The organism is Polynucleobacter sp. HIN5 (assembly GCF_030297555.1).
In the GTDB taxonomy this organism is placed as follows: domain Bacteria; phylum Pseudomonadota; class Gammaproteobacteria; order Burkholderiales; family Burkholderiaceae; genus Polynucleobacter.
The window spans coordinates 1,691,170-1,716,921 of record NZ_AP028136.1; the positions used below are offsets into that span (position 1 = coordinate 1,691,170).

At 48.2% G+C, this 25,752-nt stretch carries 25 protein-coding genes and 1 other RNA gene; 15 read left to right on the forward strand and 11 right to left on the reverse strand.

What is annotated here, in order from left to right:
* Positions 1–10 precede the first annotated feature (10 nt).
* Genes glyS through QUE61_RS08525 form a run of 3 tightly spaced genes read left to right on the forward strand, consistent with a single transcriptional unit; the run spans position 11 to position 3,446 of the window.
* Positions 11–2,140 (forward strand): glycine--tRNA ligase subunit beta, encoded by a 2,130-nt coding sequence (gene glyS / locus QUE61_RS08515; RefSeq protein ID WP_286306801.1) that lies wholly within the window; start codon positions 11–13, stop codon positions 2,138–2,140.
* Complete coding sequence (gene gmhB, locus QUE61_RS08520; RefSeq protein ID WP_286306802.1) at positions 2,137–2,709, forward strand: D-glycero-beta-D-manno-heptose 1,7-bisphosphate 7-phosphatase; 573 nt, start codon at positions 2,137–2,139, stop codon at positions 2,707–2,709. Before glyS ends, gmhB begins: the two co-directional genes overlap by 4 nt.
* Complete coding sequence (locus tag QUE61_RS08525; RefSeq protein ID WP_286306803.1) at positions 2,706–3,446, forward strand: lysophospholipid acyltransferase family protein; 741 nt, start codon at positions 2,706–2,708, stop codon at positions 3,444–3,446. Before gmhB ends, QUE61_RS08525 begins: the two co-directional genes overlap by 4 nt.
* On the opposite strand, the gene rsmA is transcribed toward QUE61_RS08525, so the two are convergent.
* From rsmA to QUE61_RS08545, 4 genes are read right to left on the reverse strand one after another with little or no spacing between them, the layout of a single operon-like run.
* The gene (gene rsmA / locus QUE61_RS08530) at positions 3,447–4,238 is read right to left on the reverse strand and encodes a 16S rRNA (adenine(1518)-N(6)/adenine(1519)-N(6))-dimethyltransferase RsmA (RefSeq protein WP_286306804.1); all 792 of its coding nucleotides are present in this window, start codon (positions 4,236–4,238) and stop codon (positions 3,447–3,449) included.
* Positions 4,222–5,217 (reverse strand): 4-hydroxythreonine-4-phosphate dehydrogenase PdxA, encoded by a 996-nt coding sequence (pdxA, locus tag QUE61_RS08535; RefSeq protein ID WP_286306805.1) that lies wholly within the window; start codon positions 5,215–5,217, stop codon positions 4,222–4,224. The genes rsmA and pdxA overlap by 17 nt, the downstream gene beginning before the upstream one ends.
* Positions 5,201–6,607 carry a peptidylprolyl isomerase gene (locus tag QUE61_RS08540; RefSeq protein WP_286306806.1) on the reverse strand — a complete coding sequence of 469 codons (1,407 nt, stop codon included), beginning with the start codon at positions 6,605–6,607 and terminating at the stop codon, positions 5,201–5,203. Before QUE61_RS08540 ends, pdxA begins: the two co-directional genes overlap by 17 nt.
* 35 nt (positions 6,608–6,642) lie before the next feature.
* Positions 6,643–9,240: an LPS-assembly protein LptD gene (locus tag QUE61_RS08545; protein ID WP_286306807.1), complete on the reverse strand. Its 2,598-nt coding sequence runs from the start codon at positions 9,238–9,240 to the stop codon at positions 6,643–6,645.
* A 32-nt stretch (positions 9,241–9,272) separates the two neighbouring features.
* Here QUE61_RS08545 and QUE61_RS08550 point away from each other — a divergent pair, with 32 nt between their 5' ends.
* The 10 genes from QUE61_RS08550 to ruvB all read left to right on the forward strand — a co-directional run bounded on the left by QUE61_RS08550 (position 9,273) and on the right by ruvB (position 18,627).
* Entirely contained in the window at positions 9,273–10,292 is a 1,020-nt protein-coding gene (locus tag QUE61_RS08550; RefSeq protein WP_286306808.1) for an aminoglycoside phosphotransferase family protein, read from the forward strand.
* On the forward strand, positions 10,289–10,999 hold the full coding sequence (murU, locus tag QUE61_RS08555) for an N-acetylmuramate alpha-1-phosphate uridylyltransferase MurU (protein WP_286306809.1): 711 nt from the start codon (positions 10,289–10,291) through the stop codon (positions 10,997–10,999). Before QUE61_RS08550 ends, murU begins: the two co-directional genes overlap by 4 nt.
* 10 nt (positions 11,000–11,009) lie before the next feature.
* Positions 11,010–12,386, forward strand: a complete 1,377-nt coding sequence (locus tag QUE61_RS08560) for an aminopeptidase P N-terminal domain-containing protein (protein WP_286306810.1) — start codon at positions 11,010–11,012, stop codon at positions 12,384–12,386.
* Positions 12,387–12,397: 11 nt separating this feature from the next.
* Positions 12,398–13,546: an FAD-dependent monooxygenase gene (locus QUE61_RS08565; RefSeq protein ID WP_286306811.1), complete on the forward strand. Its 1,149-nt coding sequence runs from the start codon at positions 12,398–12,400 to the stop codon at positions 13,544–13,546.
* Between the two features lie 75 nt (positions 13,547–13,621).
* On the forward strand, positions 13,622–14,638 hold the full coding sequence (gene dusB, locus QUE61_RS08570; RefSeq protein ID WP_286306812.1) for a tRNA dihydrouridine synthase DusB: 1,017 nt from the start codon (positions 13,622–13,624) through the stop codon (positions 14,636–14,638).
* Positions 14,639–14,648: 10 nt separating this feature from the next.
* Entirely contained in the window at positions 14,649–14,888 is a 240-nt protein-coding gene (locus QUE61_RS08575; protein WP_108509095.1) for a helix-turn-helix domain-containing protein, read from the forward strand.
* Positions 14,889–14,890: 2 nt separating this feature from the next.
* A complete protein-coding gene (gene purH / locus QUE61_RS08580) occupies positions 14,891–16,474 on the forward strand; it encodes a bifunctional phosphoribosylaminoimidazolecarboxamide formyltransferase/IMP cyclohydrolase (RefSeq protein WP_286306813.1) in 1,584 nt (527 codons plus the stop codon).
* A gap of 2 nt (positions 16,475–16,476) precedes the next feature.
* Entirely contained in the window at positions 16,477–16,971 is a 495-nt protein-coding gene (gene ruvC / locus QUE61_RS08585; protein ID WP_286306814.1) for a crossover junction endodeoxyribonuclease RuvC, read from the forward strand.
* A 9-nt stretch (positions 16,972–16,980) separates the two neighbouring features.
* Complete coding sequence (gene ruvA, locus QUE61_RS08590) at positions 16,981–17,562, forward strand: Holliday junction branch migration protein RuvA (protein ID WP_286306815.1); 582 nt, start codon at positions 16,981–16,983, stop codon at positions 17,560–17,562.
* Positions 17,563–17,565: 3 nt separating this feature from the next.
* Positions 17,566–18,627 carry a Holliday junction branch migration DNA helicase RuvB gene (gene ruvB / locus QUE61_RS08595; RefSeq protein WP_286306816.1) on the forward strand — a complete coding sequence of 354 codons (1,062 nt, stop codon included), beginning with the start codon at positions 17,566–17,568 and terminating at the stop codon, positions 18,625–18,627.
* A 6-nt stretch (positions 18,628–18,633) separates the two neighbouring features.
* Here the strand turns inward: ruvB and tyrS are convergent, their stop codons facing one another.
* Positions 18,634–19,860 (reverse strand): tyrosine--tRNA ligase, encoded by a 1,227-nt coding sequence (gene tyrS, locus QUE61_RS08600; RefSeq protein ID WP_286306817.1) that lies wholly within the window; start codon positions 19,858–19,860, stop codon positions 18,634–18,636.
* 80 nt (positions 19,861–19,940) lie between these two features.
* On the opposite strand from tyrS, the gene QUE61_RS08605 reads away from it, so the two are divergent.
* Positions 19,941–21,086, forward strand: coding sequence for an anhydro-N-acetylmuramic acid kinase (locus QUE61_RS08605; protein ID WP_286306818.1), 1,146 nt, complete (start codon positions 19,941–19,943; stop codon positions 21,084–21,086).
* Positions 21,087–21,092: 6 nt separating this feature from the next.
* Here the strand turns inward: QUE61_RS08605 and erpA are convergent, their stop codons facing one another.
* The 4 genes from erpA to rplM all read right to left on the reverse strand — a co-directional run bounded on the left by erpA (position 21,093) and on the right by rplM (position 23,519).
* The gene (gene erpA, locus QUE61_RS08610) at positions 21,093–21,473 is read right to left on the reverse strand and encodes an iron-sulfur cluster insertion protein ErpA (RefSeq protein WP_286306819.1); all 381 of its coding nucleotides are present in this window, start codon (positions 21,471–21,473) and stop codon (positions 21,093–21,095) included.
* 68 nt (positions 21,474–21,541) lie between these two features.
* Positions 21,542–22,600, reverse strand: a complete 1,059-nt coding sequence (argC, locus tag QUE61_RS08615; RefSeq protein ID WP_286306820.1) for an N-acetyl-gamma-glutamyl-phosphate reductase — start codon at positions 22,598–22,600, stop codon at positions 21,542–21,544.
* Between the two features lie 88 nt (positions 22,601–22,688).
* Positions 22,689–23,081: a 30S ribosomal protein S9 gene (gene rpsI, locus QUE61_RS08620; RefSeq protein WP_108509102.1), complete on the reverse strand. Its 393-nt coding sequence runs from the start codon at positions 23,079–23,081 to the stop codon at positions 22,689–22,691.
* 9 nt (positions 23,082–23,090) lie between these two features.
* Positions 23,091–23,519, reverse strand: a complete 429-nt coding sequence (rplM, locus tag QUE61_RS08625; protein ID WP_108509103.1) for a 50S ribosomal protein L13 — start codon at positions 23,517–23,519, stop codon at positions 23,091–23,093.
* 419 nt (positions 23,520–23,938) lie between these two features.
* Between rplM and QUE61_RS08630 the strand changes: the two genes are divergently transcribed.
* Positions 23,939–24,361: an OsmC family protein gene (locus QUE61_RS08630; RefSeq protein WP_286308346.1), complete on the forward strand. Its 423-nt coding sequence runs from the start codon at positions 23,939–23,941 to the stop codon at positions 24,359–24,361.
* Here QUE61_RS08630 and rnpB read toward each other — a convergent pair.
* Both rnpB and pyrC read right to left on the reverse strand, forming a co-directional pair.
* An RNA gene (rnpB, locus tag QUE61_RS08635) (RNase P RNA component class A) lies at positions 24,350–24,656 on the reverse strand. The genes QUE61_RS08630 and rnpB overlap by 12 nt on opposite strands.
* A gap of 42 nt (positions 24,657–24,698) precedes the next feature.
* Positions 24,699–25,751, reverse strand: a complete 1,053-nt coding sequence (pyrC, locus tag QUE61_RS08640) for a dihydroorotase (protein ID WP_286306821.1) — start codon at positions 25,749–25,751, stop codon at positions 24,699–24,701.
* Position 25,752 lies beyond the last annotated feature (1 nt).

Below are 25,752 nucleotides of genomic sequence, written 5' to 3' on the forward strand. Positions count from 1 at the left end.
TTAATTCCATATGAACCATCTCCCCTTGCTGCTCGAGCTATTTACCGAAGAGCTTCCCCCAAAATCACTCAAACGTTTAGGCGAATCCTTTTCGCAATCAATCTACGAAAGTTTAAAGAAAGCACAGTTACTAAGTACTAGCAGTACCTGTGAGTCATTTGCCAGCCCTAGACGTTTGGCAGTTCTCATTAGTGATGTTTTGGATCAAGCACCCGATTATCCAGTGCGCGAGAAACTCTTGCCACTCTCAATTGCCTATGATGCACAAGGTAAACCCAGTCAAGCGCTTACCAAAAAGTTGGCAAGCTTGGGTCACCCCGATACTCCGCTCGATCAATTAGAACGTAGCGGTGAAGGTAAAAATGAGGCGCTTTATTTAAATACGATTGCCACAGGTGCGCGTCTAGAATCAGCATTGCAATCGGCTTTAGCAGACGCCATCGACCAATTACCAATCGCAAAGATGATGCATTACCAGATCGAAGCGCAATCAGGTGCTATTGAAGAAGTCCAATTTGCGAGACCCGTACACCGCATCATTGCACTACACGGATCGAAGACCCTTACGATTCATGCCTTAGGGATTGATGCAAGCAACCAAACCGAGGGGCATCGTTTCTTATCGTCTGGAATCATTACCATTGGGGACGCGCAGCAATACGAACCCCAACTTGAGGCTGCAAAAGTAATCCCGTCATTTGCCAAACGCCGCGCTTATATTGAATCTGAGTTACAAAAGGCTGCCAAGGGTTTACGGGTTTTAATGCCAGACGCTCTTTTGGATGAGGTCACCGCCTTGGTGGAGTATCCGGCGATCTATACCTGCGAGTTTGATCCTGAGTTTTTGGAAGTTCCTCAGGAATGCTTGATTCTGACGATGCAAACCAATCAGAAATACTTTGCCTTAACTGATCAAAACGGCAAACTAAGCAATCGTTTCCTCATCGTCTCAAACATCCAAACGGATCAACCAGAGTCAATTATTTCTGGGAATGAGCGCGTTATTCGCCCCCGTTTGGCTGATGCTCGCTTCTTTTATCTTCAAGATCAAAAACGCACTCTTGAATCACGCGTTCCGGATTTAGCTAAAGTGATTTATCACAATCAATTGGGAAATCAGCTGCAACGCTCGGAGCGGGTCCGAGCCTTAGCCAGTGCAATTGCTAGTAGCCTCAATCAAGCTGGGTTTGTGCTTAACCCTCAAGAAGTTGACCGTGCGTCACAACTTGCTAAGGCTGATCTATTAACGGATATGGTTGGCGAGTTCCCTGAACTACAAGGGGTCATGGGGCGCTACTACGCCTTGGCTAATCATGAGGCGCCGGATGTTGCTGCCGCGTGTTACGAACACTATCTCCCCCGATTTGCTGGGGACTCTCTACCGGAAACTTTGGTAGGAACCGTATTGGCGATCGCCGATAAGTTAGAAACGATTGTTGGGATTTGGGGTGTGGGTCTTGCTCCCACAGGCGATAAGGACCCTTATGCACTGCGGCGCCATGCCTTGGGGATTTGCCGTCTGCTATTAGAAAAGAATTTACCACTCAATCTCAAGCAACTGATTGGGCTTGCGAAGCAGCAGTTTTCAAATCTAGTTTTGAAGGTCGAGGTTGATGAAGAAGTTATCTATCAGTTTATTCTGGATCGATTAAAAGCATATTTAAAAGATCAAGCCGTTGATGGCGCTACATTTAGCCCCTTAGAAATTGATGCGGTCCTGAGCACCCATCCGCAAAAACTCAACGATCTCATTGCACGTTTACTGGCCATTCGAAGTTTCAATCAATTACCGCAAGCGGCCGCGCTCGCTGGAGCCAATAAGCGAATTAGTAACATCCTGAAGAAGGTCGATGGCAAAGTGAGTGCAGAGATCAATCCAAGTTTGCTCACGATTGCAGCAGAAAAAAATTTATACACGGCTCTTACTCAATTACAACCACGCCTTGATCAAAAACTTCAAGCCCAACAATTGATTGGTCTATTGCAAGATCTAGTCTCACTCAGTAAGCCAGTCGATCAATTCTTTGCAGATGTTATGGTGATGGATGAGAACATCGAGCTTCGAAATAATCGTCTTGCCCTACTGCAACGCCTCCACCAACAAATGAATTTAGTCGCCGATATTGGCAAACTTGCATGACCGTTAAAGCTGATAAGCTCATTATTTTGGATCGTGATGGAGTAATTAATCAAGATCGCGACGATTATGTGAAGTCATGCGATGAGTGGATCCCGATTCCCAATAGCCTAGAGGCAATCGCGCTACTCTCTCAGGCGGGCTATATCCTAACCATTGCCACCAACCAGTCGGGTATCGCCCGTGGGTATTACAGCCTCAATGAGTTACATGCGATGCACCAGAAAATGATGGATTTGCTTAAACCACTGAGCGGCAAGATAGATAGTATTTTCTTTTGCCCCCACACCGATGCCGATCAATGCGATTGCCGCAAGCCCAAACCGGGCTTAATGCACCAAATTGCAAACCGTTATTTAAAAAGTCCTGAAAACCCTGCTTTGCCATTAAGCAATGTTCCCATCGTGGGCGATTCACTGCGCGATCTTTTAGCAGGAACGGCTCTTGGCGCCACTCCGCACTTGGTCCTAACAGGAAAAGGCCGGGGTGTTACCAGATCTGAATTACCTAGCAATACACAGATCCATGAAGATTTAATGAGTTTTGCACAATCGATCTTGGCTCACTCATGATTTGGCTTCGTTCACTCCTTTTTTTGATTAGTCTTGTAACGTACACGCCGTTCTATGCGGTTTTTTGCTTAATTACATTTCCGTTTCTAAACGAGCATACACGCTATCGCATCATTCAGTTCTGGGGTCGAAGTATTATCTTTTTCCTGGAAGTCTTTTGTGGGGTTCGGTTTGAAGTTCTAGGAAAAGAAAACATTCAGGCAGTGATTGATCAGCCTGTGGTGATTCTTAGCAAGCATCAATCGGCTTGGGAAACCATTGCGTTTTTACAGATCTTTCCTAAAGATCTCTGCTATGTTTTTAAACGTGAACTACTTTGGATTCCGTTTTTTGGTTGGGTGATTGGCTTACTGAATATGATTCATATCAATCGCTCCGATGCGGGCGGCTCCGCAATATCGGTTGCTAATCAAGGTAAGGAGCGTTTAAAAGCAGGTAAATGGATGATTTTGTTTCCAGAGGGCACCCGTACCCCCATTGGATCCCATAAACCCTATCGCAAAGGCGGGGCCCGCTTAGCCGGACTCACGGGAGCAACCATATTACCGGTCGCCCATAATGCCGGTCGCTACTGGCCACGAAATAGTTTTTTGAAGTACCCTGGGCTCATTACAGTCTCCATTGGACCGTCAATCCCCTCCCAAGGCAAATCTGGGGATCAATTACACGAGGCTGTAGAAACCTGGATCGAGGGTGAAATGCGACGAATTGACCCGGCGGCTTATCAAGCCAAATAATTATTTTTCTGACAGCATCAACGCCCACTGAACATAACGCTCCACTGAAATATCTTGGGCACGCGCTTTTAGTTCCGTATCGGTCAGATTTAATTGCTCAGAAACACTCTGTAAATTACTGCGTAGCATTTTGCGACGCTGAGAAAAAGCCAAGGCTACAATTTGACTGAGCGCATCCCATTGAGCTGGTGTTAAAGAAAAATCGGCACGCGGAATCATCCGAATCACTGCTGAATCTACTTTGGGTTGCGGCTCAAACGCAGTCGGCGGCACGTCCATCAAGTAATCGACGTGGTACCTTGCTTGCAGCATGACCGACAAGCGGCTGTACTCCGAATCGCCCGCCGGTGCAGTGATACGTTCTACAACTTCAGCCTGTAACATAAAGATTTGTTCATCGACCCATGGCGCTGCAGCAATCAGATGAAAGAGCAACGGCGATGAAATGTTATATGGTAGGTTGCCAATGAAGGCGCAGCGCTCTTTCAATAGCTTAGCTTGCTTAGCCCAGCTAGCAAAATCAAATTGAAGGGCATCCCCTTCGTGAATAATTAGGCCGTCTAAGCGCTCTCGCTGTTTTGCTTCTTGCCATGTATGAACAATGTCACGATCGATCTCAAGAACCTCGAGCTTTTCAAGGCGCTCAAGTAAGGGTCGGGTTAAAGCACCCAATCCTGGACCAATTTCAAGAACGTGCATGCCAGGCGTAGGATTTAAAGCATTCACAATCGCAGCAATGACTCCCTGATCCATCAGGAAGTTCTGACCAAAGCGCTTACGTGCTCGATGCATCGTGCTTCAATTTCGTGAGAGCCAACTCTCTTGCGAGGCGAAGAGCAGCAAACATGCTGCGCCAATCCGCCCTACCCTGCCCAGCGATATCGAGAGCTGTGCCATGATCAACGGAGGTGCGGATGTATGAGAGACCCAGAGTAACATTCACTCCCTCCGTAAAACTTGCAAACTTAAAGGGGGCTAAACCTTGATCATGGTACATCGCTAAGACTGCATCAAATGAACTCAAGCGATCCGCATGAAATAAGGTATCGGCCGGGTACGGCCCAAAAGCCAGGATCCCTTCATGTTTAGCAGCCTCAATCACAGGAATAATCACTTCATGTTCCTCGCGACCAAGATGACCATCCTCTCCAGCGTGGGGATTTAAGCCAGTCACCGCAATGCGAGGCTTTGCTATCCCAAAGCGCGCCTGTAAATCTTGTTGCATGATTCTCAGGGTCTTTAATAACGACTCAAACTGAATAGCGCCAGCAACCTGACGAATAGGCAAATGGGTGGTGGCAAGAGCAACTCGCAAGGCGATTGCCTGGCCTTTGCCACTAAGTGCCTGAGGGATTTCGCCACATAACATCATGACGACCTGGTGCTGGTGATCGAGGTCAGCCAAAAACTCAGTATGCCCTGTAAATGGTGACTGCGGTGTATCCAAAATACTTTTTTGAACCGGAGCAGTAACCAGTGCATGATGTTGACCAACTCGACATGAATCGCTAGCCTTACGAATCAAAGAAAGTACGTACTGCGCACTAGCCGGATTAAGAACACCCGGTTGTGGTGGGTAATTTAGAGGGATATGCAAAATTTGGATTTGGGGTGGCAATGCCTCATTTGTAAATAACTGCCGATCACCAAATAAGCCAACTTCCACATCCGCATAAGCTGCTACGAAGGCCTTGGCAGCCGCTAATGAAACTTCAGGACCAACGCCAGCTGGCTCCCCAGTACTCAGTGCGAGCTTAACGGACTTGCTCATCCAGATTCAAAATCTTGACAGTCGCCGTATCGCGCAATTGGCGCAACCAGTCTTGGTAAGCTTGCTCGAACTTACGCTCTCGAATGGCGGCTCGAGCAAACTCGCGTTGCTTCTCAACCGTTAGTTGCGCATCGCGCCGCTCTAGCACTTGAATTAAATGCCAACCAAATTCGGTCTTAACCGGATCGCTCACTTCGCCGATTTGCAAACGGTTCATGGCAATCTCGAATGGAGGCACCAATTCGCCAGGACCCATCCAGCCCAATATACCGCCGTTCTGGGCTGAGCCATCTTCCGAGAATTTCTTTGCTAAAGACTCAAAATCAGCGGTCTTGGCACGAATCTGATCACGATAGCCTTGTAGGCGTCGCTCGACATCCGCATCTTGCAATCCTTGACGATGACGAATCAGGATATGTCGCGCTAGTGTTTGCGTAACAATCATATTCTGCGGGGTAAGATCCGCGGGATTGGTATTACTGGTTGCTGCGCGTGCTCCAGTGCCACTGGCGCGTCGATCCATTACTTTTAAAACATGAAAGCCGGCTGGGCTTCGCACCACCGATGGTGCTACCTGGCCAGGACCAAGATTGCGCACCACCTCAACAAAGATTTGAGGTAAACGATCTTGGGTTCGATAGCCAAGATCCTGAAACTTAATACGAGCGTTTTCTTTATTAGCTTGAGCACCCAATTGCATAAAATCAGCGTCACCACGTGCTTCCTTTAATATGGTTTCGGCGCGCTTTCTGGCCTCAGCTTGAGCGCTTGGACCAGCCCCCTCTTCGACCGGGATAAAAATTTGAGCAACCGCAATCTCTTCAGGACCCGAGCCTGCTGCGGCAGGCTCTGTCCCGCGACGCTGCATCTGCTCGACAATAAAGTTATCGATTTCAGCATCGGAGATCTTAATTTGTGAGTCAACCTCTCGCTCTCGTAAACGCGCTTTTAGAACATCCTCACGCAATAACTCACGATAGCGCTGGAAACTCATGCCTGATTTAGTGACTGTCTCCCGAAATTCATTGAAGGTCAACTTATTGCGAGTTGCAATATCTTCAATAATCTTATTGAGCTCTTTTTCATTGACAGCTAAACCGGTTTGCTCAGCTTCTTGAATTTGAATCTTCTCTAAGATCAAGTTCTCAAGAACTTGCTTACGCAGCTCATCACCCTCTGGCAGTTTTTTTCCTCCGGCTGGTGCTTGCTTTTGAATCGAAGCAATTCGATCATCAATTTCTTTACGTGTTACAACCCCGGTGTTAACAACTGCTACCACCCCATCAATATTGATGATCTTAGGCTCATTGGCAGAAAGATTATTTTGTGCGCCTAATGGCTGACTAAACAGCACGCCCAAGAATCCAAATGCCATCAAATAACGGAGCACAGTGAACTTTTGGAATGAATCACGACACAAAGTCATTATTGATAATTTTCGTAGGGTGAAGGTGGCAAAGGCTTAGCTACTGGTTGGTATCCAGGTACGTTCAGGCGCATCACATCGACTGGGTTATTTCCAACACTAGCAAAACCTCTAAATTCTAATTGAAAAAGGACTTGGGTAGTGGTGATCTGGGAGGTGTTACGGGCTTGGGAGTAAGCAAAACGAGCGGTCCAACAATCTTCGTCGTACTGCAATCCCACCAATGTGTTTAAGGTCTTTGCTGTCAAGGCATCGTATCCCCAACGGCCCAATACACGATATTTTTTAAATATTGGCCACTCACCAAATACATTGTATTGATCGGTCTGAGTCACGCCCGTATTACCAGCTATCGTCGGAGGGTTCCAGACGTTACGATACGCAAAATTAAGGCTACGTCCAGGGGTGGGTCGCCACCCTGCACCCACACTGCTTTGCACAAAGCGGTTGAGTTGGGTGTTGTACTGCCCAAACAAATCGACGTTAAAGTTCCCTAGCAAACGGATCGTACTGGCACCCAGTGTATCGGAGTATCGCGTGGGGTTTTGGATCGTGCCATTTAAACCCACTCGTTGACCTGTGAAATCTTGGCGCTGGGCCAGCGTTACTGTAGCTCGCTCTGCACCAGTATTCGTTTCTAAAACACGGCTCGTTAATCCCATGGTTAATTTATTGTTATCAGCCACGCGGTCATTACCCACAAAGGTGTTCTCACTAAATATTTGAGTAATACCAAAGCCCGCATCAGCAGTATCAAATAGTGGGGTCTGCGCCTGACTCTGGAATGGGGTGTAGACATAAAAAGCTCGAGGCTCCATGGTCACAATCATGTCGCGCCCAAAAAAGCCTTTCATTTCGGTTGCATCGCGCTCAAACGCCAAACCTGAATCCAAGCTAAAGGTTGGCAAAGCAAATCCTTGAATGGGTTGATTTAACGATTGATTAATCGAAGTCGATGGACTATTTGTGAGCACGCCAGAATATTGATTGGCTTGAAAACTAAGTTTTGGCTTTAAGTAATAGCCAGGGGTAATTTGGGGCATGGCAATGCTGCCCCGAATCACCGTTCGATCGGCCTGAGTAAATGAGCCTCCCTGGGGCATTCCGGATGCAGGCGCATACAAATTATTGGTGTTGTATGAAAAGCGAGTGAAATCCGCGCCGAATGTAATATCGGGAGTTCGATTAAATCCACCCGAGAATGATCCAGGGGTACCCAAGGCACGCTGATTACGATAATTGGCGGTAACTTGCGGAAGGATGTTGTAGGGAGAAGTAACCGGTGCCGTTGGGTCTGGCTGCAAAGTTTGAAAGGTCAGTGCTCGTGCTGTGAAATTCCAGTTTTTAATTCCGCCATAGTTAGTTCCCACCTCTTGCCGGAACTGATTCGTCACTGCGCCGCCGATGCCGTACGAGAAATCAATCGGATATAAGTTATCCGACACCTTACTGACATTCGCGTATCCATTCCACGCTCGGCCTAACATTTGTCGCTGTTGCCAGTCGTACTTCCAGCGATCGCGTCCTAAAATTTTGTCGTAGTTCAAGAACTGACCACTCAACGTTCCTGAATACTTGGGATCAATGTAACGAAAATCGCCGCCTAGTAATGTCCCGCGATGATTCATGAACCGAGGTGTAACGGTAAGATCGCGATTGGGTGCAATATTGACGTAATAAGGCTGGGCAATATCTAAACCATTATTCGAGTTATAACCAATCACAGGTGCCAACAATCCAGAGCGACGTTGATTTGAGGTAGGCAAACTAAAGTAAGGTGCATACGCAATCGGCACATCAAAAAAACGCATCACGCCATTGCGGCCCGTCATTTGTTTTTGTTCTTGATCAACCTCAATCTGACTAGCTGTGAAATACCAATCTAAATTGTCTGGACTGCAGGTGGTATAGGTGGCTTTATCGAAGAGAAAGACGTCGGCCGACTCAATCGTTAACTTATTCGCTTGACCACGCCCGCGCACCTCCCGAAGCTCATACTTCGGTTTATCCATCTCGCCTTCGCGTGCATCGACCTTAAAGCGTGCGCGTGGTCCCGAGAACTGAGTATTTCCTTTAATAAGTTCAACATTACCAATTAAATTTGCAATATCAGTATCGGGGTCATAATTAATTTCATCAGCCTTAATGACGGTGTCGTTCCGACGAATTTGAGCACGTCCCTTCAAGTTCATTTGACGATCAACCACACCATCAATTTCATCGCTAAAGGAGAAGGTCAAGGCCTCACTATCTGGAATCGGTTTGCCAACCCGTAACTGATCATCTAACTTTAAAACCGTTACCTCAGCCCGGCTAGGAACTAAAGTTGTGGTTGGGAGGGATCCAACTGGCAGTGGTCGAGGCGACTCACCAATCGGAATAGGGGCTTGCTTTTGTAACTCTTGTTGAGTCTGGTTTTGTTGTGGCGATGGCAGTAATGGTGAAATGGTATTAACAACTGGGCCCAAGTTTTGGGCCATCAGCGGCATGGCTAGCATTAAAGGGGTGAGCATTAACCCCCGGCCCAGGATCGCGTACGGGGTCTTTAAAGATGCGAGATAGGCGCTGATGCCGGCGCGAAGGCGATAATGACTCATGGATCCTGACAGCCTTATTATACGAATCGATCATGCCTGACAATCGCTTAATTCAACTGAATCAATGGCTTGATAGCCAAGTAGGCCGCTGGGGGCTAGAGACTGCCAGCTTGGCCCCTGCTTCCTCAGATGCGAGCTTTCGGCGCTACTTCCGAATTGCCAGCTCTCACCCCCAATATCCCAGCCTGATTGTGATGGATGCCCCACCCGATAAAGAGGCCGTTTTACCCTTTATTCAGGTCGCCAATCTTTTGAAAGATGCAGGTCTTCATGTACCACTCATTCTTGAAGAAAGCCAGGAAAAAGGATTCCTACTCCTCAGTGATTTAGGAAGCAAGACCTATCTGAGCGCCTTATCACCTAGTAATGCAAAAGCGCTTTACCGAGATGCCAGCCAAGCCTTGGTAAAAATGCAGCTTGCGAGTCGTGAGGGTGTTTTACCCCCCTATGATGATGCAACCCTGCAGCGCGAACTCGATCTATTTGATGCGTGGTATTTAAAGCGCCATCATCAATATGCTTTGAGTAATGATGAGAAAAATCAACTTCACGCGATCTTTCAGTTGATTAAAGAAAATAATCTTGCCCAATCGCAGGTATACGTCCATCGCGATTTTCATTCGCGCAATTTAATGCATTGCTCACCTAATAATCCCGGGGTTTTGGATTTTCAAGATGCCCTATATGGTCCGATTACGTATGACATCGTCTCTTTATTACGCGACGCTTATATTGAGTGGACCGAAGAAGAGGTGCTTGATTTCTTGATTGAGTATTGGGATATGGCTCGCGCCTCCGGCTTGAAAGTTCCGTCTGATTTTGCTGATTTTTATCGGGACTTTGAATGGATGGGCCTACAGCGTCACCTGAAAGTTTTGGGTATCTTTGCGCGCTTATATCATCGTGATGGCAAAGCCAATTACTTAAACGATATTCCCTTGGTTCTCAAATACACGCGTGCGGTTGCAAATCGTTACAGCTGCTTTAAGCCTCTTTTGCGGATTTTGGATCAAGTCGTTAAGCAGTCGTCTTCAACTGTTCACCATCGATGACCGCACAGCATCTACCTTGTCTTTTACTAGCCGCTGGTCGTGGGGAGCGTATGCGCCCATTAAGCGACCATACTCCGAAACCGCTTTTAAAGGTCAAGGGCAAGTCCTTACTGAACTGGCATCTGGAATCACTCCAGCAGGCTGGTGTTCAACATGTGGTGATCAATCATGCCTGGCTTGGTCAACAGATCGAGGCAGCGTTTGGCAATGGTCGTAACTATGGATTGTCGATTCAGTATTCTCCGGAAGTAACCGCCTTGGAGACAGCCGGGGGAATCTGCCAAGCATTACCCATTCTCAACCCGACTGATTTCTTTCTAGTAATCAATGGGGATGTTTATAGTCCTAATTTTCCGATTCAAGCATTGATCCAACGTACTGAACAACTCCGTAATCAAGAACAGTTCTTAGCACATCTCATTTTGGTTCCCAATCCACCGCACCACCCTACAGGCGACTTTTATCTCGATGGCGTCATCGTACGTGGGGAGGAGCATTCGAATGCCAACTGTCCAAAACTGACATTTTCAGGGATTGGCATCTACCATCGGAGCTTGTTTGAGGGCTTAAATCGGGGAGAAAGTGCTAAATTAGCCCCCATCTTACGCAGGGCAATGGTCAATCATCAAATCTCCGGTGAAAAATATTTAGGTTCGTGGCAGGATGTAGGTAGTCCCGAACGCTTAGCTGAACTGAATCGATCCTAAGAACTTAAAAATGAATCGTCCAAACTCGCATCATCCGCTCATGAATGCCTGCCAACAGCGCCGGGATCGCTTGGCATCGATTATTCAAGCCAAAACAGGTGGCGGGGTAGTCATTCTGGGAACGGCCCCCGAAAAGGTACGCAATCGAGATAGCGATTTTCCTTATCGGCATGACAGCGATTTCTTTTACCTCACCGGTTTTGAAGAGCCTGCCGCTACCCTGGTGATGCTGGTTACAAAATCTAGCTATGAGACCCACCTCTTCTGTCGACCCAAAGATCTTGAACGCGAGATATGGGATGGATACCGCTTAGGCCCCCAAGAAGCGCCGGTCCATTTACGCATAAACGCTGCGTACCCAAACTCAGAGCTAGACCAAAAACTGCCGGATTTTTTAGCGGATCAAGACGCGGTATACATCAAACTTGCTACAGCCTCTCAAGACGATGCGTCTTTGCGCGGATGGATGAACACAGTGCGTCAACGGGCGCGCATGGGCGTCAATGCTCCTGAAGTATTTCATGACATTGAAGTCATTTTGCATGAAATGCGGTTGTTTAAAGATCCTGAGGAAATCGCCATCATGCGGCAAGCCGCAGCCATCTCGGCCCAGGCTCACATTCGCGCCATGCGCTCTTGCAAGCCTGGAAAGCGTGAGTATCAATTAGAGGCCGAGTTGCTCTATGAATTTCGTTACCACGGGGCTGAGAGTGTTGCCTATAACAGCATAGTGGCCGCTGGTGCGAATGCCTGTGTGTTGCATCACCGCGCAGGATCGGCTGAACTTTTGGACGGCGATCTGTGTCTGATTGATGCCGGGTGTGAGCTTCATGGTTATGCCTCCGATATCACCCGAACCTTTCCAATTAATGGACGATTTAGCAGTGCCCAGCGTGCGCTCTATGACATTACACTCGCAGCCCAACAAGCGGCGGTTGATGCAACACGCCCTGGCCGTTCGTTTATCGATCCACACCAAGCTGCAGTAAAAGTTCTTACCCAAGGTTTGATGGATGAAAAATTAATTCGGATTAGCGAAGTTGGCTCTCTCGACCATGCCATTGAGACGGGAGCCTATAAGCGTTTTTATATGCACCGCACTAGCCATTGGTTAGGCATGGATGTTCATGACGTCGGATCCTATCGAGAACTTCATACTGTGACTCAAGCTGATACCGAAAGACCTTGGCGCACGCTTGAAGAGAACATGGTGCTGACCATCGAACCCGGTCTTTATATTCGTCCTGCGGAAGATATTCCAGAAGCCTATTGGAATATTGGGATCCGGATTGAAGATGATGCTCTAGTAACCGCCAATGGTTGCGACTTAATCTCCCGTGGGGTCCCGGTTGATCCAGTTGAAATTGAGTCCATCATCCGTTCTTAATGGATGAGCGTATGAACCCATCCCATACCGTTGTTATCCAAGGTGGAGGTCCTGTGGGTCTCGCCTGTGCCGCCTGGCTTTTACAGAAAAATCCGCGCATGAATCTGACCTTGATTGATCGTAATCCAGAGGGTGATGAGCAAATTCAGTCGGGCGACCAACGCGGCATCGCTCTATCGCATGGCAGTAAATTGTTACTGGATACGATCAATGCTTGGCCATCCAATTGCCCTGCGATTCACCAAATTCACGTCTCTCAGGTCGGTCGCTTTGGTCGAGCCCTAATGACACGCGAAGAACTGGGGCAAGATGCCTTGGGCCATATTAGTCGCTATCGCGATATTCATCTGACCCTTAGAAAGGCACTGCGAGCTCTGAGGACCCATTCACCGAATTTTGTGTGGCATCACAATGCGGATGAAAGCTTCAATACGCCACCAGCTGCATGCATCGTTCATGCCGAGGGCGGACTGTTTAAGCAACAGGATTGGGTCGAGTCTGGCCGCGATTACCGTCAAGCGGCCCTCGTGGGTACCGTGGATGTTGAGCATCCAATTGCCCATCAGGCGTGGGAGCGCTTTACCGATGAGGGCCCGCTTGCACTGCTACCCTCGCATTTAGGACCTCATACGCATAATCTGGTCTGGTGCGCCTCCCCAGAGTCCAGTCAACGCCGAATGGCTCTCAGTGATACTGAGTTTCTCAACGAACTAGAACACAGTTTTGGTCAGCGTCTGGGTCGATTTACCAATATCACCAATCGCCGTCTCTACGATCTGGGTCTTAACTATCGCAAAGACATTTGCACGGGTCATGAGGTATGGATTGGTAATGCCGCGCAGACCTTGCATCCGGTAGCTGGCCAAGGCCTGAATCTTGGCTTACGCGACGCTTACTTACTCGCCGAGAAACTCGCTGATCTCTTTAAGCAAACACACGCGGTAACGCCTGATGCCGTGAACGCCCAACTGCTTGACTATGCAAAAAGCCGTCAAGTTGATCGGCGCGCAACGATTGGCATTACTGACTTCTTAGCACGCGTGTTTACCTCGCCCCTATTCCCCATTCAGGTCTCGCGTAGTCTTGCGCTTGGCGCACTCGCCTGGCTACCTCCTGTGAAAGTCACGCTCGCTAAGCAAATGATGTTTGGCCGGCGCTAGATTGCCTAAAAATTAAGCAGTTGGGTAGCGGGTGTGGTACAGTGGTGCCTCCAATCTAGATCCATTTCCCTCGGTATGCAAATCGGTCCTTATTCACTAGCCAATGCTCTATTTGTTGCGCCGATGGCTGGTGTCACCGATCGCCCCTTTCGACAATTATGTAAAAAATTAGGGGCAGGTTATGCGGTCTCGGAAATGATCGCATCCAATGCCATGCTATGGAATAGTGAAAAAACCTTAAGGCGCGCCAATCATGTTGGTGAGTTCAAACCCATCGCAGTCCAAATTGCAGGGGCTGACCCAATTATGATGGCGCAAGCAGCTCGCTTGAATGTGGATCGAGGCGCCCAAATCATCGATATCAATATGGGTTGCCCAGCTAAAAAAGTATGTAATGTCGCGGCAGGTTCTGCCCTCTTAAAAGATCAACCTTTAGTACAGCAAATTGTGGAGTCGGTGGTTCAGGCCGTTGGCACTGGGCCTGATGCGGTCCCCGTGACACTCAAAATTAGAACTGGCTGGGATCGTGATCATAAGAATGCGCAAGAGATTGCAAAAATTGCGCAGGGGGCTGGAATTTCGATGCTCACGATTCATGGCCGTACCAGAGCGGATTTGTATCATGGTGACGCTGAATATGAAACGATTGCGGCAGTGAAGAGCCGTATCGGCATTCCGGTGGTTGCGAATGGCGATATCAACAGCCCCGAGAAAGCCAAGCAGGTTCTGCGCATCACTGGGGCAGATGCACTCATGATTGGACGAGCAGCACAGGGCAGGCCCTGGATTTTTCGGGAAATTGATCACTACTTAAAAACAGGTGAGCTCTTGCCTGCTCCGCGGATTCATGAAATTCAAGCGATCCTCAATGAGCATTTACTCGATCACTACGCATTCTATGGTGAGTACACGGGTCTACGAACCGCACGTAAGCATATTGCGTGGTATTGCAAGGGCTTACGCAACTCGCATGCATTTCGTCACCAAATGAATAGTGCTGAGGATTGCAAAACCCAACTGCAACTCGTCAATGATTATTTTGATGAGATGAAGCTCCACTCGGATCACCTTTTATTTTTAGAAGCAGCCTAATTGACCTATCATGAAAAGTAATAAACATCCCGTTACGGAGTGCATTGAGATCAATCTGCAGCGCTACCTCGATGACCTCAAAGGTACCCCGCCCAATGATATTTATCAAATGGTCTTGAGTGTGGTTGAAAAGCCGATGTTAGAGCTGGTCATGGCGCATGCCAAACAAAACCAGTCCTTAGCTGCATCGTATTTAGGTATTAACCGCAACACCCTACGCAAAAAACTTTTAGAGCATCGCTTAATCTAATCATGATTCGTACAGCCCTCCTCTCCGTATCCGATAAAAGCGGCATTGTTCAGTTTGCCCAAGCACTCCATGGCCTAGGCGTAAAACTGATCTCCACTGGCGGCACCGCCAAACTGTTGGCCCAAGAAGGCTTACCGGTTACCGAAGTGGCAAGCCTTACTGAATTTCCTGAAATGTTGGACGGTCGGGTCAAAACCTTGCACCCAAAGGTTCATGGCGGCTTATTGGCCCGTCGCGACTCCAAAGAGCATATGGCCGCCATCGCCAAGCATGGGATTGAGCCCATTGATCTATTGGTGATTAATCTCTACCCCTTTACGCAAACGGTTAGTCAAGACAAGTGCAGCTTTGAAGAGGCCGTTGAAAATATTGATATTGGCGGACCAGCCATGTTACGAGCCGCTGCTAAGAATCATCAAGATGTCACCGTACTCATCTCCCCAGCTGATTACGAACTAGTTTTGGATGAGATGCGTCGTAATCAGAATACAGTTTCTTTTGCAACCAACTTAGCGCTTGCTAAAAAAGTGTTTGCCCATACCGCTCAATATGATGGAGCGATTGCGAACTACTTAAGCTCTTTAGACGATACGCAAGATCATCAAAAGCGCCATCCCTATCCACAGACTCTGCATTTAGCATTTGAGCGCGTTCAAGAAATGCGCTATGGTGAGAACCCTCACCAATCGGCAGCGTTTTATAAGGACCTCGTACCACCTGTTGGCAGTCTCGCTCATTACCAACAGCTTCAAGGCAAAGAGTTGTCATTTAACAATATTGCTGACTCGGATGCTGCTTGGGAATGTGTCAAATCCATTAGTCGCGATCAAGCGGCGTGTGTCATTATTAAACATGCCAACCCTTGTGGTGTGGCGATTGCAGATACCGTAGAAAAAGCCTACCTAAAAGCATTGCAAACTGATCCAACCTCTGCTTTTGGCGGAATCATTGCACTCAATCGTCCCTGCGATGAAGCCTGTGCCTTAGCGATTGCCAAACAATTTGTTGAGGTACTCATCGCGCCCTCTTTTACCGAGTCTGCCAAGGCGATTTTTGCTTCCAAACAAAATGTGCGTCTTCTTGAAATTCCGCTTCCCAATCAAGGGGCTAGTCCTCTTAATCAATTTGACTTCAAACGCGTTGGGGGCGGCCTGTTAGTGCAATCGAGTGATTCAAAAAATGTACTTCCCCAAGAGTTGCAGGTGGTGACTAAGCGTCAGCCGACCCCCACTGAATTAGCAGATCTGATGTTTGCTTGGCGAGTCGCCAAGTTTGTGAAGTCCAATGCAATTGTGTATTGCGCCAATGGCATGACCTTAGGAATCGGTGCCGGTCAAATGAGTCGGATTGACTCTGCCCGAATTGCAAGCATTAAGGCTGAGCATGCTGGCCTAAGTCTCAAAGGTTCTGCGGTTGCGAGTGATGCCTTCTTCCCGTTTCGTGATGGTCTGGATGTGGTGGTGGCTGCAGGCGCGACTAGTGTCATTCAACCCGGGGGCAGTATGCGCGACCCTGAAGTGATTGAAGCGGCTAATGAGCATGGCATTGCAATGGTATTTACAAGCACTCGGCACTTTAGACATTAATCATGCGCTGGTTAGGTATCGATCCTGGCTTACGAACCACTGGCTTTGGCGTCATTGAGCTCGAAGGTCAACAATTACGCTACATTAGTTCGGGGACAATTGAGAGTGGCGAAGTTGCCTTAGGTTTGCCTCATCGTCTCGGAACCCTGTATCAGGGCGTCCAAGAGGTTCTGCTTCGCTATCAGCCAGATGCGGCTGCCATAGAAGAAATCTTTTTAAATGTCAATCCACGCTCTACCTTGATGCTGGGTCAAGCACGAGGCGCTGTGATTGCCGCCCTTGTATCGACCGGTCTTTCAGTCTCTGAATATAGCGCGCGTGGTGTGAAGCAGGCAATCGTCGGTACTGGTCGGGCTAGCAAAACACAAATGCAAGAAATGGTAAAGCGTTTACTCAAGCTCAAAAAAAGTCCATCGCCTGATGCAGCCGATGCACTTGGGGTCGCCATTTGTGCAGCTCACCATCATCAAGTTCAAATGACTAAAGCAAAGCGTTAAGATAGAATCATGATTGGACGCATCCATGGCACACTTATTACGATTTCAGCTCCTAAATTGCTGATTGATTGCCATGGGGTCGGCTATGAGGTCGACGTGCCGATGAGCACCCTTTATCAATTACCACCTGTTGGTCAAATGATTACCCTCCTCACGCATTTCCATGTGCGCGAGGATCAACAACAATTATTTGGTTTTGCCACCGACGCCGAACGCAATGCCTTTCGATCACTCATCAAGATCAGCGGGGTTGGGGCACGCACTGCTCTGGCGGTGCTATCGGGCATGAGTGTAGGTGAATTGATTCAAGCCATTGCGACCCAAGACCCAGGTGCCTTAGTCCGAGTTCCTGGTATTGGTAAAAAGACGGCTGAACGCCTTTTGTTAGAACTCAAGGGCAAATTAGCCCCCGATTTAGGAATTTCCCAGAATGCATCCGGTAAGCCCGATACCACCTCCGAGGTGATTCAAGCATTAGTTTCCTTGGGATACTCCGATAAAGAGGCGCATCTGGCAGTTCGTCAAATCCCTGCTGACACGAGCGTCTCCGATGGGATTAAGATCGCTCTCAAAGCGCTTTCAAAAGGTTAAGCTGTGGCAATTCATACTGATAATTTAGATGCTGATGGTGGTGATGAGCGAATTGTCAGCCCCGGGGCTGGGCAAGCCGAAGCCGTATTTGAGCGGGCCCTTCGGCCAAAGCAACTCGATGAATACGTTGGTCAAAGCAAAGCACGCTCACAACTCGAAATCTTCATCAATGCGACCCGTAAACGCAAAGAAGCTTTAGATCATGTTTTATTGTTCGGCCCACCCGGTTTAGGCAAAACGACCCTAGCGCACATCATTGCCCGAGAGCTTGGGGTTAATCTTCGACAAACCAGTGGTCCAGTATTGGATCGCCCCGGTGATCTTGCCGCACTTCTCACCAACCTCGAAGAAAACGATGTCCTTTTTATTGATGAGATTCATCGGCTCTCACCAGTCGTTGAAGAGATTCTTTATCCTGCTCTTGAGGATTATTCGCTCGATATCATGATTGGTGAGGGTCCTGCAGCCCGCAGCGTAAAGTTGGACCTCAAGCCCTTTACCTTAATTGGAGCAACGACGCGTGCTGGTATGCTAACCAATCCCTTGCGCGATCGCTTTGGGATTGTGGCAAGACTTGAGTTTTATTCTTCGGACGAACTCACGAAGATCATTGAACGATCGGCTACTTTACTCAACGCCCAGATTGACCCTCAGGGCGCCAGCGAGATCGCTCGTCGAGCCCGCGGTACTCCTCGGATTGCGAACCGATTACTTCGTAGGGTTCGAGACTATGCAGAAGTAAAGGGCAGCGGGGTAATAACGAAGTCAATGGCTGACGCTGCCCTAGCCATGCTAGATGTTGATCCAATGGGCTTTGACGTGATGGATCGCAAGCTTCTTGAAGCAATCTTGCATAAATTTAATGGCGGTCCAGTCGGTATTGATAATTTAGCTGCAGCCATTGGCGAAGAACGCGACACCATCGAAGACGTGTTGGAACCGTTTCTGATTCAGCAAGGATATTTACAACGCACCTCGCGTGGTCGTATTGCCACCCGTCAGTGTTATGAACATTTTGGCCTCAAGGCGCCAAGCAGATCTGCAAACCTCGATTTGCTCGACTAAGTGACCTTATTTTAAGAGCGTCACTTTGGCAAAACGGCGCTTGCCAACTTGAACCACATAAGTACCAGGCTCTAACTTCAAGGTCTTATCACTCACGACTGACCCATCAATACGTACACCATGTTGCTCAATATTGCGATTGGCCTCCGAGGTCGATGGCACCAAATTGGCGGCTTTCAAAAGAGCAGCAATGCCCAGTGGAGCTCCAGTTAACTCAAGCGCAGGAATATCGTCGGGCACTCCACCTTTGGCGCGATGATTAAAGTCTTCCAGCGCCTTCTCTGCGGCGGCCTGCGAATGAAAACGGGCCACGATCTCTTGACCCAATAACACTTTGCAATCGCGTGGATTTCGGCCCGCAGCGACTTCTTGCTTCATCAGATCGATTTCGGCCATCGGTCTAAATGACAACAATGTGAAGTAACTCCACATGAGCTCATCCGAAATACTCATTACCTTGCCAAACATCTCATTGGCAGGCTCGTTAATACCGATGTAGTTGCCCTTGGACTTACTCATCTTCTCAACCCCATCAAGACCCACCAAAAGAGGCATCGTCAAGATGCATTGGGGCTCTTGGCCATACTCTTTTTGTAGTTCACGACCGACGAGAAGATTAAATTTTTGATCAGTCCCTCCAAGCTCTAAATCACTTTGTAAAGCCACTGAGTCATAACCCTGCATTAATGGATATAGAAACTCGTGCACCGAAATCGGCACACCGCCCCGATAGCGCTTGGTAAAGTCATCACGCTCCAGCATCCGAGCGACCGTATATTTAGCCGCTAAGGTAATCATGCCGCGCGCACCTAAGGCATCGCACCACTCGCTGTTGTAACGCACTTCCGTTTTACTGGGATCTAAGATGATGCTGGCTTGCTGATAATATGTTTTTGCATTGACTGCAATCTCTTCCGGGGTTAACGGTGGACGAGTACTATTGCGACCCGACGGATCACCAATCATGCTGGTAAAGTCGCCAATCAAGAAAATGACAGTATGACCTAGATCTTGAAGCTGACGTAGCTTGTTAAGAACAACGGTATGCCCCAAATGAATATCCGGCGCAGTTGGATCCAAGCCCAGTTTAATTCGTAAGGGTTTGTGGGTTGCTTCGCTGCGCGCTAATTTTTGCAACCAATCTGCCTCGACCAATAACTCCTCACAGCCACGCTTGGTAACTTCCATAGCCTCAAGAACGCGTGGGGTTACTGGATAGGGTTTTGTGCTCATACCTATTTTTTTCAGTTAAATTAAGGGTTTAATATCGTTAACGTGATATTGTCGCATTCTCAAGAAAGTTCGCCACACCCTTGAATTCTAATCAAGCAAACGCCTCGAGCTCTCGATGGATTGGGCTCATGTCGGGAACCAGCCTCGATGGTATCGATGCAGTCTTGGCCGAAATCGATGCTACGGGCAAAGCCCGGCTGATTCAGTCCCATAGTGTCAGGTTTGATGCGCACCTGAGGTCAGAGCTTGCCGAATTGCAATTTGCTACTAATCATGAGCTTCACCGCGAACACCTTGCAGCCAACGCGCTTGCCAATGCCTACGCACAGGTATGCCAAGAGCTGTTGCGGATTCAAAATATTCAGCCCAGCGCGGTATCTGCGATTGGTGCCCATGGGCAAACCCTGCGTCATCAACCCGCATCCGATCCGCTTAAAAGCTATACCCATCAGAGTCTAAATGCCGCCCTATTGGCTGAGCTCACTGGTATGAACGTCGTTGCTAATTTTCGTGCGCGCGATATAGCTGCTGGCGGTCAAGGTGCGCCTCTAGTACCCGCCTTTCATCGTGAACAGTTTTATGATCCCCTTGAAAATCGTGCCATTTTGAACATTGGTGGGATTGCTAATTTAACGATTCTTCCAGCATCTGGCGAAGTGACTGGTTTTGATTGTGGGCCAGGTAATTTATTACTCGATGCCTGGGTGCATCACCATCTTGGGAAAGCGTTTGACGATGACGGACGGTGGGCCAGTACCGGCACGCCCAATTCAGAACTCTTATCACGGATGTTACAAGACCCTTACTTTGCAAAGCTTCCTCCCAAGAGTACGGGGCGTGATCACTTTAATTTGCACTGGCTAAATCATTTGATGACAGGGCTATCGCTTGCCCCTGAAGATGTTCAAGCTACTCTCTTGCAACTTACGATTGATAGCATTCTTAATGCATTACGCTCGTTTGCGAGCAATACTCAGACCTTGATTGTGTGTGGGGGTGGAGTAAAGAATATTGCTTTACTTGAGCTGCTTAAAATTCAGGCCCGCCATCAGCTACCGCGTCTAACGATTGAGTCATCAGGCCAATTTGGGGTTGATCCCCAACTGGTTGAAAGTCTGGCGTTTGCTTGGTTGGCGTGGGCCTTCATGCAAAAACGGCCAGCAAATGTGCCGGCCGTTACTGGAGCAAAAGGTTCACGAATCCTTGGGACGCTCTACCCTGCCTGAAATCAATTAGGCTGAAAAAGATGAGCCGCAACCACAGGTAGTGGTTGCGTTTGGGTTTTTGATCACAAACTGTGAACCGTTGATATCTTCTTTGTAGTCAATCTCCGCGCCCACAAGGTACTGAAAACTCATTGAATCGACCAACAAGGTCACGCCGTTTTTTTCAAAACTGGTGTCATCCTCATTAACGGCGTCATCAAAAGTAAATCCATACTGAAATCCAGAACATCCTCCACCCTGAACAAAAACACGGAGCTTTAATTCAGGATTTCCTTCTTCGGCAATTAAGTCAGCAACCTTAGCGGCTGCACTATCCGTAAAAATCAACGGAACTGGTGGCTCAGCCATGGCTGAGTCTTGATCAACAGCGGTATTGGTAGCGGTCATGATTACTCCCTTTTAGGCATCTATATTATTGATTGTAGGCTCTAATTCCCCTATTTGCACAGGGTGAATCATGGCATGAGGGCGATCTGCTCTAAGCCCATCGATTCAGGAAAGCCAAACATGATGTTTAGGCACTGGACACCTTGGCCTGACGCACCTTTTACCAAATTATCTTCAACCACCAAAATAACAAGAGTGTCACCACCGCCAGGCCGATGAACCGCAATCTTCATGCCATTACAGCCGCGCACCGAGCGGGTTTCTGGATGGCTTCCCGCCGGCATGACGTCCACGAAGGGCTCATTGGCATAAAAACCCTCATACACCGCCTGAAAGTCGACCGATCTACCCTCTGGTGTTAATTGAACGTATAAGGTTGAATGGATCCCCCGAATCATCGGGGTTAGATGAGGTACGAAGGTTAAGGCTACCTGATCATGCCCTGCAATGGCCTTCAAGCCTTGCGTAATCTCAGGTAAATGACGATGACCCTTAACAGCATACGCTTTGAAGTTATCGCTTGCCTCCGACAGCAAGGTAGCAATTTCGGCTTTACGGCCAGCGCCTGAAGTGCCAGATTTACAGTCGGCAATGATTCGTTGAGCATCAATGAGAGACTTTGAAAAGTTGTTCTTTGGCGATAGCAGTGGAGCGAGCCCTAACTGCACGGAGGTTGGATAGCAACCTGCCAAACCAACAACCCGAGCCTGCTTGATTTTCTCCCGATTGATTTCAGGCAAACCATAAACCGCCTCCTTCAGGATATCCGGGCATGCATGCGGCATCCCATACCATTGCTCAAAGACCTTGGTATCCTGAAGACGAAAGTCTGCAGCAAGATCCAATATCTTCACATTCGCTGCGAGTAGCTCTTTGGCCTGTGCCATTGCCACGCCGTGAGGGGTCGCAAAAAATACGGCGTCGCACTCCGTAAGCTTGGCATTTTCTGGAGTAGTAAATTTCAAATCCACCCGATTACGTAAGGATGGAAACATTTCTGCAACCGCCATGCCAGCTTCGGATCGAGAGGTGATCGAGTGCAATTGGACCTGAGGATGTTGGGCCAAAAGGCGAAGCAATTCCACGCCCGTATACCCCGTGCCACCCACAATACCGACTTTAATCATGCTCTTCTCCATTGCCACTGATCAATAGACAAATTGTATAAAAATAAAGGGCCGCATAAGCGGCCCCTTCCAGACATTTCGGTGTCGCTTAACGCTTACTAAATTGCTTACGACGGCGAGCGCCGTGTAAACCAACTTTCTTACGCTCAACCTCACGAGCATCACGAGTGACTAATCCAGCTTTTGACAGAGTTGGCTTAAGTGCCGCATCATAGTCAATCAGCGCACGGGTTACACCATGACGCACGGCACCAGCTTGGCCGGTCTCCCCGCCACCGCTAACGTTCACTTGAATATCAAATGTGGTTAGATTGCTGGTCAACGCTAAAGGCTGACGAGCGATCATCCGCGAAGTCTCACGAGCAAAATAAGCGTCAATGGGCTTGCCATTCACGGTAATCTCACCTTTACCTGATTTAATGAAGACGCGAGCCACTGAGCTCTTGCGACGTCCTGTTCCGTAGTTCCAATTTCCGTACATATCGCTTCCTTAAATCTCTAAAGGTTTAGGCTGTTGAGCCGTGTGGGGATGCGTAGCATCGCCATAGACTTTGAGCTTCTTGATCATGGCATAGCCAAGGGGGCCTTTGGGCAACATGCCTTTTACGGCCTTCTCAAGAGCGCGCGCTGGAAAGCGAGCTTGCATCTTGTCAAAGTTGGTCGAGCTAATACCACCAGGATAGCCACTATGACGGTAATAAATCTTATTAAGTCCCTTACTTCCAGTGACACGAAGTTTGGACGAATTGATGACGACAATAAAATCGCCAGTATCGACGTGAGGGGTAAATTCGGGTTTGTGCTTGCCGCGTAGACGGAGTGCCACTTCACTGGCGACACGACCGAGGACTTTGTCCGTAGCGTCAATCACGAACCACTCGCGCTTTACCTCATGCGGTTTTGCGGAAAAGGTTTTCATGATTACTTTCAAATTGTTTGGTCAACACACTCCAACTCAGAAATCGCACTTTGGCTCCGCTTATGCTTGCAGGCTCGCAGATCAAACTTCTCAATTGGTCCAACAAATTACCGCTGACCGAATCGGTAATTCAGTAAAGCATTGAATTGTATATCAAAAAAAACCCGGGAATCAATCCCGGGTTGAAATCCACCAATGTTTGGGTGGAGGAGACATCAGTAGAATGCAAACTTGATTTGTAAAAAACGACTTTTAGTAAATCAAGGTTGACATCAATGAAGAGATTTTAGGACTAAATCTTGTGCATTGCAAGAAAAAATTTGGGTTTACCCTATCTTTTATATAAGACTTACAGAGCCACTTTTTGATATAACGTATTGATTTAAATAGAAATATTATTATTTGAGGATTTTTATATGATGGAATGCAAAATAAACTGGTTGCCTGATGCTGGGATGGCGTTTATGGCTCAGACGGGTACAGGCCATATCCTCAATATGGATGGTGCCCCCGAGGCTGGCGGGAATAACTTAGCGCCTCGCCCGATGGAGCTCTTACTGGCAGGGGCCGGCGGTTGTACAGCCTTTGATGTGGTTTTAATCCTACAGCGCTCCCGTCAAGCCGTGAGCGGCTGTGAGGTGTCTGTAAAAGCGGAGCGCGCAGAATCCGATCCGAAGGTATTCACCAAAATAAATCTACATTTTTTGGTGAAGGGCTCAAACTTAGATCCTAGTAAGGTGGAGCGGGCGATTGCGCTATCTCACGACAAGTATTGCTCAGCCACTGCAATGCTTGGCAAAACAGCTGAAATTACCTATAGCTTTGAAGTAGTGCAGAGTTAACCGATAAGCCGGATTCTGTCGCCCTAATTTGCATTAAGGGGCAATCATTCCTCTAGGCCTGCAGTTACCTGCAGGCTCAAGCTCCCTACCCGCAAACTCGACGGGCCATGTCAACATTTGCTTACTTGGGATTGCTCCGAGTGGAGGTTGCCGCGTTTCACCGTAACTCAATACGCTCGTCTCTGTGGCCCTATTCCGCACGTCACCGTGGATGGCTGTTAGCCAACACCCTGCCCTATGGAGTCCGGACTTTCCTCTCCTTTCTTACGAAAGCAGCGATTGCCTAGTTAACTCTGCGATGACAGTCTAAACGAGGAAAGGAATTTGTACTGCTAAATTATTGGGCGATGGACCAGCCAATCGTTTCACCCGCACGCAAAGGCACCAGAATCGACTCTCCCATAGGGTACTCAAATGGTACAGTCTGCGGTTGATTAATCAGAGTAATTGTTTCTGTATGTCGTGGTAAGCCGTAATAGTCAGCACCAAAATGACTGGCAAATCCCTCGAGTCGATCCAGTTTTCCAACACTATCAAAAGCCTCTGCATAGAGACCCAGTGCATTGTGCGCGGTATAGCACCCAGCACACCCACAACCACTCTCCTTGTCACCTTTTGGATGCGGAGCGCTATCCGTTCCCAAGAAGAAGCGTGGGTTACCGCTAGTTGCCATTTCCACTAATGCAACTCGATGCTCCTCGCGCTTTAAAACAGGTAAGCAATAGTGGTGGGGACGAATACCGCCAGTAAACAAACTATTCCGATTCATGAGTAAATGGTGAGCTGTAATCGTTGCAGCTAAGGTTTTCTTACCATCGGTATTCGCATCACGCACATAGTGGGCCGCCTGCTTAGTGGTAATGTGCTCAAACACGATACGTAATTCTGGAAAGTGCTTGCGAATGGGGTCTAAGATACGATCAATAAAAACAGCTTCACGATCAAAGATATCAATCGCCTGCTCAGTAACTTCACCATGAATCAATAAGGGTACTGAATAACGCTGCATCGCCTCTAGAGCTGGATATGCTTTTTTAATATCCGTGACACCGCCATCACTATTCGTTGTGGCGCCTGCGGGATATAACTTAAATCCAATAATACCGTTCTCGCTCGCTTTTTTGACCTCGTTCGCTGACGTGTTGTCTGTGAGATATAAGGTCATGAGGGGAGAGAAGTGGGTAATCCCTAGCCGCTTTAATACCACCTGAATCCGAGCCTCATAGGCTTTGGCTAAATCAACCGTGGTAACCGGTGGCTTCAGATTGGGCATGATGATTGCGCGCCCAAATTGAGCAGCAGTATGCGCTAAGACATCATTTAAGACAGCGCCATCTCGGACATGCAAATGCCAATCATCTGGGCGCGTGATGGTAAGCGTTCTGTTCATG

Excerpts from the sequence above, each read along its gene's own strand:
- QUE61_RS08575 (WP_108509095.1), top strand. The coding sequence starts at position 14,649 with ATGAAAAGTAATAAACATCCCGTTACGGAGTGCATTGAGATCAATCTG.
- QUE61_RS08630 (WP_286308346.1), top strand. The coding sequence starts at position 23,939 with ATGGAATGCAAAATAAACTGGTTGCCTGATGCTGGGATGGCGTTTATG.
- glyS (WP_286306801.1), top strand. The coding sequence starts at position 11 with ATGAACCATCTCCCCTTGCTGCTCGAGCTATTTACCGAAGAGCTTCCC.
- pdxA (WP_286306805.1), bottom strand. The coding sequence starts at position 5,217 with ATGAGCAAGTCCGTTAAGCTCGCACTGAGTACTGGGGAGCCAGCTGGC.
- tyrS (WP_286306817.1), bottom strand. The coding sequence starts at position 19,860 with ATGAGCACAAAACCCTATCCAGTAACCCCACGCGTTCTTGAGGCTATG.
- gmhB (WP_286306802.1), top strand. The coding sequence starts at position 2,137 with ATGACCGTTAAAGCTGATAAGCTCATTATTTTGGATCGTGATGGAGTA.
- purH (WP_286306813.1), top strand. The coding sequence starts at position 14,891 with ATGATTCGTACAGCCCTCCTCTCCGTATCCGATAAAAGCGGCATTGTT.
- QUE61_RS08560 (WP_286306810.1), top strand. The coding sequence starts at position 11,010 with ATGAATCGTCCAAACTCGCATCATCCGCTCATGAATGCCTGCCAACAG.
- QUE61_RS08565 (WP_286306811.1), top strand. The coding sequence starts at position 12,398 with ATGAACCCATCCCATACCGTTGTTATCCAAGGTGGAGGTCCTGTGGGT.
- murU (WP_286306809.1), top strand. The coding sequence starts at position 10,289 with ATGACCGCACAGCATCTACCTTGTCTTTTACTAGCCGCTGGTCGTGGG.
- erpA (WP_286306819.1), bottom strand. The coding sequence starts at position 21,473 with ATGACCGCTACCAATACCGCTGTTGATCAAGACTCAGCCATGGCTGAG.
- QUE61_RS08550 (WP_286306808.1), top strand. The coding sequence starts at position 9,273 with ATGCCTGACAATCGCTTAATTCAACTGAATCAATGGCTTGATAGCCAA.
- rpsI (WP_108509102.1), bottom strand. The coding sequence starts at position 23,081 with ATGTACGGAAATTGGAACTACGGAACAGGACGTCGCAAGAGCTCAGTG.
- dusB (WP_286306812.1), top strand. The coding sequence starts at position 13,622 with ATGCAAATCGGTCCTTATTCACTAGCCAATGCTCTATTTGTTGCGCCG.
- rplM (WP_108509103.1), bottom strand. The coding sequence starts at position 23,519 with ATGAAAACCTTTTCCGCAAAACCGCATGAGGTAAAGCGCGAGTGGTTC.
- rsmA (WP_286306804.1), bottom strand. The coding sequence starts at position 4,238 with ATGCATCGAGCACGTAAGCGCTTTGGTCAGAACTTCCTGATGGATCAG.
- pyrC (WP_286306821.1), bottom strand. The coding sequence starts at position 25,751 with ATGAACAGAACGCTTACCATCACGCGCCCAGATGATTGGCATTTGCAT.
- argC (WP_286306820.1), bottom strand. The coding sequence starts at position 22,600 with ATGATTAAAGTCGGTATTGTGGGTGGCACGGGGTATACGGGCGTGGAA.
- ruvC (WP_286306814.1), top strand. The coding sequence starts at position 16,477 with ATGCGCTGGTTAGGTATCGATCCTGGCTTACGAACCACTGGCTTTGGC.
- ruvA (WP_286306815.1), top strand. The coding sequence starts at position 16,981 with ATGATTGGACGCATCCATGGCACACTTATTACGATTTCAGCTCCTAAA.
- QUE61_RS08525 (WP_286306803.1), top strand. The coding sequence starts at position 2,706 with ATGATTTGGCTTCGTTCACTCCTTTTTTTGATTAGTCTTGTAACGTAC.
- QUE61_RS08545 (WP_286306807.1), bottom strand. The coding sequence starts at position 9,240 with ATGAGTCATTATCGCCTTCGCGCCGGCATCAGCGCCTATCTCGCATCT.